Origin of the sequence: Duganella sp. Root1480D1 (assembly GCF_001427305.1) — a bacterium.
Taxonomy (GTDB): domain Bacteria; phylum Pseudomonadota; class Gammaproteobacteria; order Burkholderiales; family Burkholderiaceae_D; genus Rugamonas.
The window spans coordinates 223574-236314 of record NZ_LMFZ01000049.1 but is presented as its reverse complement, the minus strand read 5'-3'; the positions used below and the strand labels follow the sequence as shown (position 1 = coordinate 236314).

The window sequence follows — 12741 nt, the reverse complement described above, 5'->3', positions numbered from 1 at the left end:
TGCTATTCCTGGTACAGCGTAAGGATGTCGTTCAGCAGTTCCTCGTCCTCGATATTGATCAGTTTACCGCTCGACTTGAAGCCTTCAAAGCGGCTGTTGATAGGTATGAAGAAGCGGTTCGAGTAGACCATGAGCCACGCAGGCTCGAACTTTTCCGCATCCGGACTTCCTTTGGGATCGAGTTCGGCCAGGTAGCGGAAGTCGGTATCGGATTCGCGGTAGGCCCCCGGAAGCCAGTTCAGTTGTTTGGTATCAGCCACCAGGTCGGCCTTCAAGCCAAGCAGGAAAACGCGCACCTGTTGCTGCTCGTGCCGATGCTCGCTCATGCTGTGGAACCAGATGCTGATGCTGACCGCGAACACGATGATCGCGATTTCCAGCGCAATCTCTTTCAGCTTGTGCGCCAGGCCATGCTGTTTGCTGGCCGCCATATTGATGACGTTCTTGCCGTGCTTTGCCACTTCGAGCTCCGCCATATTCCCCCCAAAAAAATGAACTGGAAATGATAGCCGGGAATGGCTTGCAAAAAGTCACTCTTTATCACGCAACCATCCGTGCACCGCGGTTTGCACAGGTTTGCTACCGTAAGTCATGATAAGCATTTACAAGCTTGCGCTACCGCTGCTGCTGGCCTGCCAGGGGCTTGCCATTGCGGCTGAGCCAAGCCGCATCAGCGTGCAGACGCTGGCGGCGGGCAAGGAAGTCGCACGCATCATGCTGCCCATCGGCCAGCAGCACACGATGCAGGTGGAAGCGAACCAGGTCGAGCAGGATAACCGCGGCACCACCCATGCGCGCGGCAATGTGCGGGTGACCATCCGCACGGGCGCTGCAACCACCTCGATCGTCGGCGAAGAAATCATCATCAAGCGCAAGGTGCTCGATACCCGCGAGCTGGCCGCCATCCGCGCGCTGGAAGGGATGGGCGCCCCCGGCAAGCGCGATGCAGCGCGCGACCGCAAGGAACTGGCGCGGCTGAAGACCATCGTCGCCTCGCACGGCTGGCCCGGCACGCGCTTCGCGGGCCCCGAGCTGTCGCAAAATGCGTTCACGGTCTTGATGCGCATGCCGGAGAAAGAACTAGAAGCCCTGCTGCCTGCCTTGCGTGAGGCTCAAGCAGAGAACGACGTGCCGGGAGCGCAACTGGCGCAAGCCGAAGACCGGCTGCGTGTCGCCAAGGGCCTGCCGCAACGCTACGGCACCCAGCTCGCCAGCGGCAAGCCGGTCGTGATCGAAGACGAAAACGAGCTCAATATCCGCCGCAAGATGATGGGGTTGCCACCGATGTCCGTTACCTCCGGCCAGTAGCGCACGCACAAAGTCGAGCAAGGTTCACAGCTACGAAGCGGCACGACGGGGCGCTTATGCCGCAAGCCTTGCGCTTATTCCTCCCGCTCCAGCTGGCGGCGCAGTTGCTGTTTCAACGCGCGCCGAGATTGTTCGACGCGCTGGTGGCCGCCGGCCTTGCGCTGGCGCGCCAGCACGGCCAGCGGGTTGCGCGGCTTGGGTAGTTTGATGGTTACCTTCATTGCTTATCCTTTCACGCACACGACTTGCTTCAGCGTGTGCACGATTTCGACGAGGTCGGACTGGTGTGCCATGACCTGGTCAATGTCTTTGTAGGCGGCGGGGATTTCATCCACCACGCCACCGTCCTTGCGGCATTCGATGCCTTGCGTCTGTTCAGCCAGGTCGAAACGGTTGAATTTCCGTTTCGCCTCGCTGCGGCTCATGCGCCGTCCGGCGCCGTGCGAGCAGGAGCAGAACGATTGCTCGTTGCCCTTGCCGCGCACGATGTAGCTGCGGGCACCCATGCTGCCGGGGATGATCCCCAGCTCGCCTTCGCGCGCCGAGATGGCGCCCTTGCGGGTGACGTACAGCTTGTGGCCGAAATGCGATTCCTGCGCCACGTAGTTGTGGTGGCAGTTGATCGCCTCGCCATCGAGCTTGAACGGCGGGACGTGCGGCTCCAGTGCGGCCACCACGCGGCGCATCATTTCGCGCCGGTTCAACATGGCATAGTCCTGGGCCCAGTCCACCGCTTCCACATAGTCGTCGAACAGTTCCGAACCTTCGCTGAAGTAGGACAGGTCACGGTCCGGCAAGTTCACCTTGTGGCGCATCATTTCCTTGCGTGCAGCGGAAATGAAGTAGCGGCCGATGACATTGCCGATGCCGCGAGAGCCCGAATGCAGCATGATCCACACGCGCTGCGCTTCATCGATACACAACTCGATGAAATGGTTGCCGCCGCCGAGGGTGCCAAGCTGGCAGATCCAGGTCTGCGCGAACTTGTGCTGCATCTTCATGATGCCCTTGTGGCGCGCCACAATGCGGTCCAGGCGGTCGTTCAGCGGCCGCCCGACGCGGGCGTGGGCGGAGCCGCGCACCTTGTCGAAGGCATGCTGTTCGAAGCCGACCGGCACCAGCGTCTCGATCGCGCTGCGCACGCGCGCCAGGTTGTCCGGCAACTGGCTCGCGGTCAGCGTGGTGCGCACGGCGTTCATGCCGCAGCCGATGTCGACGCCGACAGCGGCAGGGATGATGGCGCCGCGCGTCGGGATCACGCTGCCGACGGTTGCACCGATGCCGGCGTGTACGTCGGGCATGGCGGCCACGTGCGGATGCACGATCGGCAGGTTCGAAATATTCAGCAGTTGCTGGATGGCCGAATGATCAATGTCATCCGTATAGATGTGCACAGGCACCAGGCCTTTGTGCAGGCTTTGCTTAATTGGCATAACGTCTTTCGTTATGCCGGGGCTGTAGAAACAAAAACCCCGGCGAGTTTCCTGGCCGGGGTTCGTGTTGGAAGAACGACCGGCTCGGGTGGCTAGATTGCCTGCCCCGAGCGCTCGCGCTGCGGGGCTATCTCATTTGCAGATTGTTGATAGCCTTACGTGGCATGGTCGTCCTTTCGAAAATTCGGGTTAATAAAAAATCAGTGGACGCGATTCTGCGCCGTTCGCGAACATCATGTCAAGAGACTTTTTGATCATTTCTTTTCGTTGATTTTTTCGCCGGGCTTGATACTGCCATCCTTGACCGGCCACATCAAACTGTTTTGAGTCGTAAGGAGCACCAAGGAACTTACCTAGCTGATCTACTAATTCTCTCGGCAAGCGAGAGAGTTTTGCGGACCGTTGGTAGTCCCAAGCGTCTGCATATCGCATATATTTTTTGAGATCAGCTTGATCCCCAGCCGAAGCAATACGGCTTGAAGTAAGCGGAGCCGGAAGCAAAAGAGTTGTGAGAGTAGTGTCGTTCAATTCGGTGAGGCTTTCTGTATTTCGTTCAGACGGTTCAGTCCACGAACCGCTTGTTCCATCGTTCGACATCATGCGGTACGTATTTACTGCTCTGCTTCCGCAGTAGCGACCGTTTTTTCTCGATTGTCGCGAATGGTGGGTAGCCATCTTGCCGAACAATTTCACCCTGAGCCCCGTGAGAGTTCAGTTTCCCAGAAAAAGTAAGGATGACTTTCGCCTCTCTCTTTTCTGGCGGAATATCCTTTCCATACTGGGTTCCTTCAGAGTATTTCGCTTTGAAGGAAAGTGTCTTGGACTTTTCATCGTACAAAATGTCGTACAACTTCGCGCCTACTGGTTCAGGAGAACCTACCGCAACTCCAATGCTGCCAAATACGACATCACCCTGCTTGTACAGGTCCAATGCATACCCTGAAATGGCATGGGGATCGACGTCCCTAGTCCAGACTTGGTTCGAATAGTGACCAATGAGAGTGGGAGCCGTGGCTTCGGCGTAGACAGAGCCTAGATTACCAACCAAAAGCGCCCCGACGACAAGCACTTTAATGCCCAGTCGTGGACCAGTGCGGCTTATCAGCATTGCCGCCGACATATTTTTTGACTCCATACGTTAACCCAATCTCTTTAAGTTGAAGATTCATGCCTGTACGAGGCAGAGTGTTGACTTCGACAACCGAACCATCCTTCTTTGCAACGTGTATGGTGCCACTCCAGGTAATCGACATGTCAATTGCCTCACCAATTGCGTGAAGTGTATTTAAGGCCGGCGCGGTGTTGGCAGCCAAGTTCTGGATTTGGAATCCATCAACCATATCTTGTGCGGCCCTAACCGATTGTTCTAATGTCGGATGATCCCACCTGATGTGAACTCCCGCCATTGCAGGCACGCTGGCCGGATTAAATCCGTTTCTCGCAATCTTGTGAGCCCAGTGCATCATGTAAGCGCGCTCTTTTGGCCTGAAGGTATTCGCAATTTTCACGTGCGCGCCAGCGGCTTCCAACGCGGCTTTAAAACCATCAACCGCAACTTTAAAGTCTGGGGTAAGGAAGTCTGTGGTGTCTTCTGCAGGAAATCGAGGCACCCAGACCTCGCCGCTGAGTTCATTGGCAACATTAACAACTGCAGGTGTCTGGTTCGATTGTGGAGTCAGCGTCGCGGACGTCATAGTAGGGTATCTCTATCTTTGCATTCTGGGCGTAATCGGAAAATACCTTTTCCGTATGCCCGTTCTTATCGGTAACACCAATGAACTCCCGCCCATCGTCCAAGACGATCCGGTAAGGGACATTGGCGAGGCTGGTTTGATTCGATTCATCTTTGGCATGGAAAAACAAATCGAACTTCGCTGCATTCTCGGGCGTTTCCTTGGGCTTGGACTGGGCAAATCCATTCACCGGAGCCACTATATTTGCGGCGGCGACTGGCGGGACGATGGCGTCAGGTGCGGCACTAGAAGCGGCACTGCCCGACGATCCCTGTCCCTTCTGGCCGTATTCAACCGTGTCAGTGAACTGGCTGGGAATCAGGATCGCACCGCACGAGGTCTTCATTCCGGCAAGGGCGACGCCTTTGCCATAGAAGGTCGAGGTCATCGCCCCTTCGACAATTGGGTAATCCCCTTTGCACTTCGGGCAATGGACCTTATGCCCGATATAGGCGATAGGCTTGCCGTGGCAGATATCCTGCATCGAACCTTCCAGCACCGTTCCGTTATGGCTTGTAGTATCGCCCTGACGGATTATTTCTCCTGCCATCTGACTTCACCGAATCTTCATCAATATTGCGATAATAATAACTGATTGAAAGAATTGCCTGCGCACAATACGTAGTTGGATACTTAGGAGATGGAAATCATGGGTCGTCGCCTCACCTCTGCGGTCGCACTTGCTGCGATATGTTTCACCGCCAGCGCAGGCAACCTGGTCAAGGCTTATGCCGACAAGGCGCGGAATGTCCATGTCGTGACAGCGTCGGGGAAGGACATCAAGTTGACGACAGACCGGCGGGCGGATGATGTCCGGCTCGCGCCCGACGGCGAGTCCGCGGCCTGGCTCGTACTTGACTATTTCGCCGCAGATGGCAGGAGATGGCCGACCGAGCTGCATGTCTATCATGGCGGCCGCACGCGTTCCAGCAAGTGCGGGTTGATTATTCGGGAATACTGGTTCTGGAAGAATGGCACGCATGTCGCCACCGATTGCGGTGGCCTGCATTTCTCCGGGCTCGAAACGCTATACGAGGTGCGTACCATGAAAGAGGTCGACAGCTTCGACCAGGCCGAGGTTCCGGTCGAGAAGCGGCCGGAATGGTCGACAGCGGACCGGGAATAAAAAACGCGCCCCGTGGACGCGTTTTTTTGCGGAAGCGGAAAACAGCTTAGCCGTTCAGGCGCTGTTCCAGCTTGGCCATATTGTCCTTCAGCTCTTGCGGCAGGTGGTATGCCAGCTTTTCGAACAATTCTGCGTGCAGTTTCAGTTCCGCGCGCCATGCATCCTTGTCGATCGAGGTGATGGTCTCGAACTCTTCGGCGGTGAATGGCAGGCCGTCCCAGCTGATGTCGCCGTAGCGTGGGGTGGTGCCGAAGATGTTTTCGACGCCGCCGCCATTGCCTTCAACACGTTCCAGCATCCACTTCAGCACGCGCATATTGTCGCCGAAGCCTGGCCATACGAAGTGGCCGTTTTCGTCGGTGCGGAACCAGTTGACGCAGAAGATCTTAGGCAGGGTGGCGCCCTTGCCTTCCAGGCGCTTGCCCATGTCCAGCCAGTGCTGGAAGTAGTCGCTCATGTTGTAGCCCATGAACGGCAGCATGGCGAACGGGTCGCGGCGCACCACGCCCTGCTGGCCGGCGGCTGCAGCGGTGGTTTCGGAGCCCATGGTCGCGGCCATGTACACGCCTTCGATCCAGTTGCGCGCTTCGGTGACCAGAGGCACGGTGGTGGAGCGGCGGCCGCCGAAGATGAAGGCGGAGATAGGCACGCCGGCTGGATCATCCCATGCCGGGTCAATCACCGGGTTCTGGGTTGCAGCCACGGTGAAGCGGGCGTTCGGATGCGAAGCCTTGGTGCCGGACGCCGGGGTCCAGTCCTTGCCTTGCCAGTCGACCAGGTGCGCAGGCGCTTCCTTGGTCAGGCCTTCCCACCAGATATCGCCGTCGTCGGTCAGCGCGACGTTGGTGAAGATGGTGTTCTCGTTCAGGCAGGACATGCAGTTCGAGTTGGTCTTGGTGTTGGTGCCAGGAGCCACGCCGAAGTAGCCGGCTTCAGGGTTGATCGCGTACAGGCGGCCGTCCTTGCCCGGCTTGATCCAGGCGATGTCGTCGCCGATGGTGGTGACTTTCCAGCCGTCGAAGGTCTTCGGCGGGATCAGCATGGCGAAGTTGGTCTTGCCGCAAGCCGATGGGAAGGCAGCAGCAACGTAGTGCTTCTTGCCCTCTGGGGATTCGACGCCCAGGATCAGCATGTGTTCTGCCAGCCAGCCTTCGCCGCCGTTCTTGGCGTCGTTGTAGCCCATGGTGGAAGCGATACGCAGCGCGAAGCACTTCTTGCCCAGCAGCGCATTGCCGCCGTAGCCGGAACCGTAGGACCAGATTTCGCGGGTCTCAGGAAAGTGCACGATGTACTTGGTGGCGTTGCAAGGCCATGCCACGTCTTTTTCGCCGGCAGCCAGCGGCTTGCCAACGGTGTGAATCGCAGGCACGAACTCGCCATCGGTACCCAGCACGTCGTACACGGCCTTGCCCATGCGGGTCATGGTGCGCATGTTGACGGCGACGTATGGGGAGTCGGACAGTTCCACGCCGATGTGGGCGATCGGCGAGCCCAGCGGGCCCATCGAGAACGGCACCACGTACATGGTACGGCCAGCCATGCAGCCGTCGAACAGGCCGTTCAGCGTGCCGCGCATTTCTTGCGGGTCCATCCAGTTGTTGGTCGGGCCGGCCGCTTCCTTGGTCTGCGAGCAGATGAAGGTGCGGTCTTCAACGCGGGCGACGTCGGTCGGGTCGGAGCAAGCCAGGTAGGAGTTTGGACGCTTTTCAGCGTTCAGCTTTTTCATGGTGCCTGCGGCAACCATTTCAGCGCACAGGCGGTCGTACTCTTCCGCCGAGCCGTCGCACCAGTAGATGCGCGCAGGCTTGGTCAATGCGGCGACTTCGGCCACCCAATTGATCAGTTTTTGCTGTTTGATGTAAGCTGGTGCGTTCATAGTAGCAACGCCTCCCATAACGGGCTGATTCATAGTACCTCCAATGCCAATAAAGAATTCTGTCTTGTCCCGGCACGGCAGGAATCGTCGTCAGCTGATAGCTTGCGCGGAAGAATTTTTGTTACTTCGGCGAAATACGGCGGTTCTGTCGATGCGCCCGATTACTCGAGGGCGCGAGCGCCTGGCGGGGGTGTGCCTGGTCGCTGGAACATATACTGCTGGAGCCTGGTTGGGCTCCTTGAATTGGCCGATTGTACACCTGCGATCTCGCGTTTCCGACCAAAATGTAGGAATATTGCCCGACTAATGTAGTAGGCTATTCGAGATATTCACAAACCTGTTATTTCCCTACCATTTTCATCACAAAATCTGCTAACTGACATGAAAATTGCGATTCTCGATGATTACCAGGATGCAACTCGTAGCCTGGAATGCTTCAAGCTCCTGGATGGCCATGAGGTCAAGGTTTTCAACAATTCCGTGCGCGGCATGGGCCAACTCGTGGCGCGCCTGACGCCATTCGAAGCGCTGGTGTTGATCCGCGAGCGCACTGCGTTCAACCGCGCCTTGTTATCGAAGCTGCCGAACCTGAAAGTGATTTCGCAGACCGGCAAGGTGAGTGGGCATGTCGATATGGAAGCTTGCCGCGAACTGGGCATTACCGTGCTGGAAGGGGTGGGCTCGCCGACTGCCCCGGCCGAACTGACGTGGGCATTGGTGATGGCGGCACGGCGCAAGCTGTTCCAGTACGCCGGCAAGTTGCGCGATGGGCAGTGGCAGCAGGTATCGATCAGCCATGAGCACAATACGCTGGGCCTGGTGCTGGCGGGAAGCACCATGGCGATCTGGGGCTACGGCAAGATCGGCAAGCTGGTGGCGGGGTATGCCAAGGCGTTTGGCATGCGCGTGGTCGTCTGGGGCAGCGAGCAGAGCCGCGCTACTGCAGTGGCGGATGGCTACGAGGCGGCTGCCTCGCGCGAAGCTTTCTTCGCGGACGCCGATGTGCTGTCGCTGCACCTGCGCCTGGCGGACGGCACGCGCGGCATCGTCACCGCCGAAGACCTGGCGCGCATGAAACGCGACGCGCTGTTCGTCAACGTGAGCCGTGCCGAACTGGTGGCGACCGGTGCGTTGGAAGAAGCATTGAAAGCCGGCCATCCCGGATATGCAGCACTGGACGTTTTCGAAACCGAACCGCTGCCCGAAAATTCACCGCTGCTGCGCATGCCGAACGTGCTGTGCACTCCACACCTCGGCTACGTCGAAAAGGCCAGCTACGAGCTCTACTTCCGCCACGCCTTCCAGAACCTGGTCAAGCACATCAACGGCTGAGCCCGTGTCACACCATGGGGTCACACCCCAGGCGTGACACGAGCTCGGGCATTACACGGCTGTGTCCGTGTCACAGTTGGGGTGTGACCCCAGGGTGTGACACGGGCTGGGCTGTGGGGGCATGGCGTGAACTTTGCTCCAGAGGCCGGCCCAGCCTGGCGGCCAGGTGATTGGCTGGCCTTCGTATGGCGGGAGATTGGCGCGCACGGGCATCACCGGGACCGCGGGCATGTCCGTTAGGGGGGCGCCGTTGGGGCGTTGCATGTCCAGGCTGTACATGTAACCGGGCAGCAGGGCGTCGCAGACCTGCGCGAACCATTCGGTGTGGTCTTCATCGCGGCCCAACGCTTGCGCCAGGCCTTGTGGATCGAATTTGGCCAGGGCGTGCACCAATTCTTCCGTCGTGGCGCCGGGCTGGTCGCCCCAGCCCATCACGGGATTGAAAATGTAGTCGGCGCCGGAGCCATACCAACCTTCACGCCAGGAGCGCTGCATCCAGTCGCGCGGCCCGGTGAATAGGTGCCAGCGCCAGTGCAGCCCGGACGCTTTGGGCCAGGAGTACAGGTATAACTTCTGGTAGCCGGCTTTGTGCAACTCGCGCACGACTGCCATCAGCCGCGCGTGCGGCATGCGGTCGGGTGGCGCGCGGCGGAACAGGATCGCTTCGCCGTCGGCAAATTGCACTTCGTCGGTGGAGAGATTCAGGTCGAGCGTGCGCGATTCATTGCCAAAACGGGCGGAAATCCAGCCGGTCAGCAAATTGACAGCCGTGATGACGCCATAGCCGCGGTAGCGGTGGAAAATCACGGTTCCTGGTGCGAGCGCTTTCATGGTCTTGCCGGGCAAAAAACCCAGTGTAGTCAACTGTTCGGCGGAATGCCAGCCGGAAGTGGCAAACTTTTTCGGCTATCATGCACGCCATTCATCGATTTCATTTTAATTCATCATGACCCTGCGCATCATTGCCACCGGCGGCACTTTCGACAAGCACTATAACGAACTGAATGGCACCCTGGCTTTCGCCGACAGCCACCTGCCTGCAGCGATCAAGCGCGCCCGCATCACCACCCCTTGCGAGCTGGAAGTCGTGTCCCTGCTCGATTCCCTGGACATGGTCGATGCCGACCGCCAGCGCGTGCTGGCGGCTTGCCAGGCTGCTTCCGAAAAAGCCATCGTGATCGTGCACGGTACCGATACCATGCCGCAAACCGCGGCCGTCCTGGGCCAGGCCATCAAGGACAAGACCATCGTTTTTACCGGCGCCATGATCCCTTACGAGATCGATAATTCCGACGCTTTCTTCAATATGGGCTTTGCCTGCGGCGTGGCGCAAGTGCTGCCGCCTGGCGTGTACGTGGCGATGAACGGCCAGATCTTCGCTTGGGATAACGTGCAGAAGAACAAAGCGGCTGGTGTGTTCCAGCCGCTCTGAGTTATTTGAGTTTCGCCAGCGTTTGCTGGAAGCGCGCGGCGTCCTGGTAGCCGACGACGCGCGCGCGCTCGACTCCCGCACCATCGAACAGGATGATGGCGGGCGGTCCAAACAGGCCGTAGCGTTTCAGCAGGGCCTTGTCCTCTTCGCTGTTGGCCGTGACGTCGGCCTGCACCAGCACTGTGCCTTCCAGCGCTGCCTTTATTGGCGCGGCGCTGAAGGTGAACTTCTCCATCTCCTTGCATGACACGCACCAGTCGGCGTAGAAATCGAGCATGACGGGGCGGCCTTGCGCCAGTTCGGCCTCGAGCTGCCGCACATTGGTGACCTGTTTGAACGGCAGGGCGGAGACGTGGCGGTTCGGCAGCAGCGGCAATGCCATCCACACGGCCAGCGCCAGCAGCATGAGGCCGAAGCAGCGCTTGATCCACACCATCCACGCCCCTGCTCGAGGTAGCAGGCTGCCAGCGGATACGCCAACCAGCACCAGCGGCACGCTCATGCCGGCCGCCATCGCGAACAGTGCGCTGCCGCCAACCAGCACGTCGCGCGTCTGGCTGATGTAGACCAGCGCTCCCGCCAGCGGCGCGGCCACGCAGGGGCCGACCATCAGCGCGGAGATGGCGCCCATGCCGAACACGCCTGCCAGCTTGCCGGCGGTGCGGCGATTGGCGCTGTCGGACAAGCGCGATTGCAGGGCCGCCGGCAGTTGCAGTTCATAGAGGCCGAACATCGAGAGCGCCAGTGCAGAGAGCAGCAAGGCAAACGCGCCGATCACCCACGGTTTTTGCAGCGAGGCGGCCAGCCCTTCGCCTGCCAATCCGGCTGCGATGCCAAACGCGGTGTACACCAGTGCCATACCGAGCGAGTAGGCGCCCGACAACAGCAAGCCACGCTTGCGGCTGGGCTTTGCACTGTCGCCGACGATGATCGAAGACAGGATGGGGACCATTGGCAGCACGCAGGGCGTGAATGCCAGGCCCAGTCCAAGCAGCAGGAACAGCGGCACGATCGTCAGCAATTGGCCGCCTTGCAGCACCTGCGCCAGCGGGGCCGCCGCTTCCAGCGTGATGCCGGTGTCCATCGGCGAGTAGCACAGGCCTGCATCGGCGCAGCCTTGGCTGGTCACGCGCAGCACGAAGGGGCCTTCGCCCTGCACCGGTACGTGCACGGTGACGCGGTGACGGTAGGTTTCCACTTCCTTGCCAAAGGCCTGGTCGAACTTCACTTTGCCCGGCGGCAGCTCGGGCGCCCCCAGCTTGGCCCCGTCCGCGCTGAAGCGGAAGCGGTCGCGGTACATGTAGTAGCCGTCGGCGATGTCGAAACTGACTTCTGCGGTGCCGCCGCCGGCCATGCGCGCCGAAAAACGAAATGCAGCTTCCGGTTCGAGGAAGTCTTGTGCCACCGCCCGCGCCAGGCCGAGCACCGTAAGCAGCAGCGCCAGCAAAAAGCGCCGCATCATTGCACCTGCAAGGCTTGTACTGCCTGCGCCAGGCCCTTTTCCTCAGGCCCCATCACGCGTGCTACGCGTCCCTGGCGGTCGAGCAGGACGATGCTGGGAATCTGGCGTACTCCGAAGGCGTTGAACAGCGCTCCATCCTTGTCGAGCCGCATGGCCATGCGCGACTTTTTGCTGCGGGCGAATTCCGCCACTTCCTTTTCCGACGACCATACCGGCGATGCGACGGCAGTCCATTCGACGCCAGGTGCTGCGGCCAGTGATTCGGCTTCTTCCCGCACGCGCTGGCAGGCTTGCGCTGTCGCTGGGCGGCTTTCGCGCAGGTAGGATTCGCACCACGGCGAGAAGAACACCAGGGCGCGCGGCTTGCCCTGTGCGGCTGGCAGCCGCAGCCCTTGCGCGAGGTCGCCGACTTTCAGGGCCGGTCGGGGTGCCGCGGCGGCCGGCGCCAGTGCCAGCGGGCTCGCGACTGCGCGTTCGCCCACGGCGCGTTGCAGCGCTTTCTCAAGTTCCTTGTCGTGCAAATGGCCGATGTGCTGGATGCGGCCATCGCGGCCAATCACGATGTGCTGCGGCGTGACGCGCAGGTTAAGGCTGGCTGCCAGCGAACCGTCATCGATGACGATTGGCATGTGCAGGCCATACTGGGTGCGGTAGTTCTTCACTTCCGCTTCGGTATCGCTGTAGCCGGCGTTGACGGCGACGACGGCGAGCTTGTCGCCGTACTGCTGGAAGGACTTCTCGAACGCGGGCATCTGCTCGCGGCATGGCACACACCAGGTGGCCCAGAATTTGAGGTAGACCGGCTTCTTGCCGTAGTACGAGGCGAGGTCGATGCGCTGGCCATCGATGCTTTGCAGCACGGCAGCGGGACCGGGCTGGCCCAGCAGCGCCTTGCCGGCCAGCTTGGCGCGGCTGGCGCCGCTGCCTGCGTCGCCGGCATGCGCGGGGATGGTCGTGAGGCTCAGTAACAACGCGGCGATCAAGGGCTTGAACATGATGGCTTTCGGGGATTGGGATGAATCCATGGTATCTTTGCCTT

General features: G+C 60.0%; 15 protein-coding genes. 4 read left to right on the top strand and 11 right to left on the bottom strand.

Annotated elements, in window-relative coordinates; genetic code table 11:
- Positions 1–2: 2 nt before the first annotated feature.
- A complete protein-coding gene (locus ASD58_RS29090; RefSeq protein ID WP_057265787.1) occupies positions 3–476 on the bottom strand; it encodes a hypothetical protein in 474 nt (157 codons plus the stop codon).
- Positions 477–591: 115 nt separating this feature from the next.
- On the opposite strand from ASD58_RS29090, the gene ASD58_RS29085 reads away from it, so the two are divergent.
- Positions 592–1308, top strand: a complete 717-nt coding sequence (locus ASD58_RS29085; RefSeq protein WP_057265785.1) for a DUF6624 domain-containing protein — start codon at positions 592–594, stop codon at positions 1306–1308.
- A 74-nt stretch (positions 1309–1382) separates the two neighbouring features.
- Here ASD58_RS29085 and ASD58_RS32035 read toward each other — a convergent pair whose 3' ends face one another.
- From ASD58_RS32035 to ASD58_RS30950, 6 genes are all read right to left on the bottom strand, one after another.
- Positions 1383–1529: a hypothetical protein gene (locus ASD58_RS32035; RefSeq protein ID WP_200951750.1), complete on the bottom strand. Its 147-nt coding sequence runs from the start codon at positions 1527–1529 to the stop codon at positions 1383–1385.
- A 3-nt stretch (positions 1530–1532) separates the two neighbouring features.
- Entirely contained in the window at positions 1533–2741 is a 1209-nt protein-coding gene (locus tag ASD58_RS29080) for an RtcB family protein (RefSeq protein ID WP_057265783.1), read from the bottom strand.
- 189 nt (positions 2742–2930) lie between these two features.
- The gene (locus tag ASD58_RS31585; protein ID WP_156401551.1) at positions 2931–3341 is read right to left on the bottom strand and encodes a hypothetical protein; all 411 of its coding nucleotides are present in this window, start codon (positions 3339–3341) and stop codon (positions 2931–2933) included.
- Positions 3304–3861 (bottom strand): hypothetical protein, encoded by a 558-nt coding sequence (locus ASD58_RS29075; RefSeq protein ID WP_156401550.1) that lies wholly within the window; start codon positions 3859–3861, stop codon positions 3304–3306. Before ASD58_RS29075 ends, ASD58_RS31585 begins: the two co-directional genes overlap by 38 nt.
- Entirely contained in the window at positions 3812–4435 is a 624-nt protein-coding gene (locus ASD58_RS30955; RefSeq protein ID WP_082565765.1) for a hypothetical protein, read from the bottom strand. The genes ASD58_RS29075 and ASD58_RS30955 overlap by 50 nt, the downstream gene beginning before the upstream one ends.
- Positions 4383–5024 carry a PAAR domain-containing protein gene (locus tag ASD58_RS30950; protein WP_082565764.1) on the bottom strand — a complete coding sequence of 214 codons (642 nt, stop codon included), beginning with the start codon at positions 5022–5024 and terminating at the stop codon, positions 4383–4385. The genes ASD58_RS30955 and ASD58_RS30950 overlap by 53 nt, the downstream gene beginning before the upstream one ends.
- A 99-nt stretch (positions 5025–5123) precedes the next feature.
- On the opposite strand from ASD58_RS30950, the gene ASD58_RS29065 reads away from it, so the two are divergent.
- Positions 5124–5600 carry a hypothetical protein gene (locus ASD58_RS29065; protein WP_156401549.1) on the top strand — a complete coding sequence of 159 codons (477 nt, stop codon included), beginning with the start codon at positions 5124–5126 and terminating at the stop codon, positions 5598–5600.
- 46 nt (positions 5601–5646) lie between these two features.
- Here ASD58_RS29065 and ASD58_RS29060 read toward each other — a convergent pair whose 3' ends face one another.
- Positions 5647–7509, bottom strand: a complete 1863-nt coding sequence (locus ASD58_RS29060) for a phosphoenolpyruvate carboxykinase (GTP) (RefSeq protein WP_055938829.1) — start codon at positions 7507–7509, stop codon at positions 5647–5649.
- A gap of 348 nt (positions 7510–7857) precedes the next feature.
- Between ASD58_RS29060 and ASD58_RS29055 the strand changes: the two genes are divergently transcribed.
- A complete protein-coding gene (locus ASD58_RS29055) occupies positions 7858–8808 on the top strand; it encodes a D-2-hydroxyacid dehydrogenase family protein (protein ID WP_057265777.1) in 951 nt (316 codons plus the stop codon).
- 51 nt (positions 8809–8859) lie between these two features.
- Here the strand turns inward: ASD58_RS29055 and ASD58_RS29050 are convergent, their stop codons facing one another.
- Positions 8860–9639 (bottom strand): hypothetical protein, encoded by a 780-nt coding sequence (locus ASD58_RS29050; RefSeq protein WP_057265775.1) that lies wholly within the window; start codon positions 9637–9639, stop codon positions 8860–8862.
- Between the two features lie 115 nt (positions 9640–9754).
- Between ASD58_RS29050 and ASD58_RS29045 the strand changes: the two genes are divergently transcribed.
- A complete protein-coding gene (locus ASD58_RS29045) occupies positions 9755–10240 on the top strand; it encodes an asparaginase domain-containing protein (RefSeq protein ID WP_057265773.1) in 486 nt (161 codons plus the stop codon).
- A gap of 1 nt (position 10241) precedes the next feature.
- Here ASD58_RS29045 and dsbD read toward each other — a convergent pair whose 3' ends face one another.
- Together dsbD and ASD58_RS29035 are read right to left on the bottom strand one after the other, a co-directional pair.
- Entirely contained in the window at positions 10242–11702 is a 1461-nt protein-coding gene (gene dsbD, locus ASD58_RS29040; protein WP_057265771.1) for a protein-disulfide reductase DsbD, read from the bottom strand.
- The gene (locus ASD58_RS29035; RefSeq protein ID WP_057265769.1) at positions 11699–12727 is read right to left on the bottom strand and encodes a redoxin domain-containing protein; all 1029 of its coding nucleotides are present in this window, start codon (positions 12725–12727) and stop codon (positions 11699–11701) included. The genes dsbD and ASD58_RS29035 overlap by 4 nt, the downstream gene beginning before the upstream one ends.
- Positions 12728–12741 lie beyond the last annotated feature (14 nt).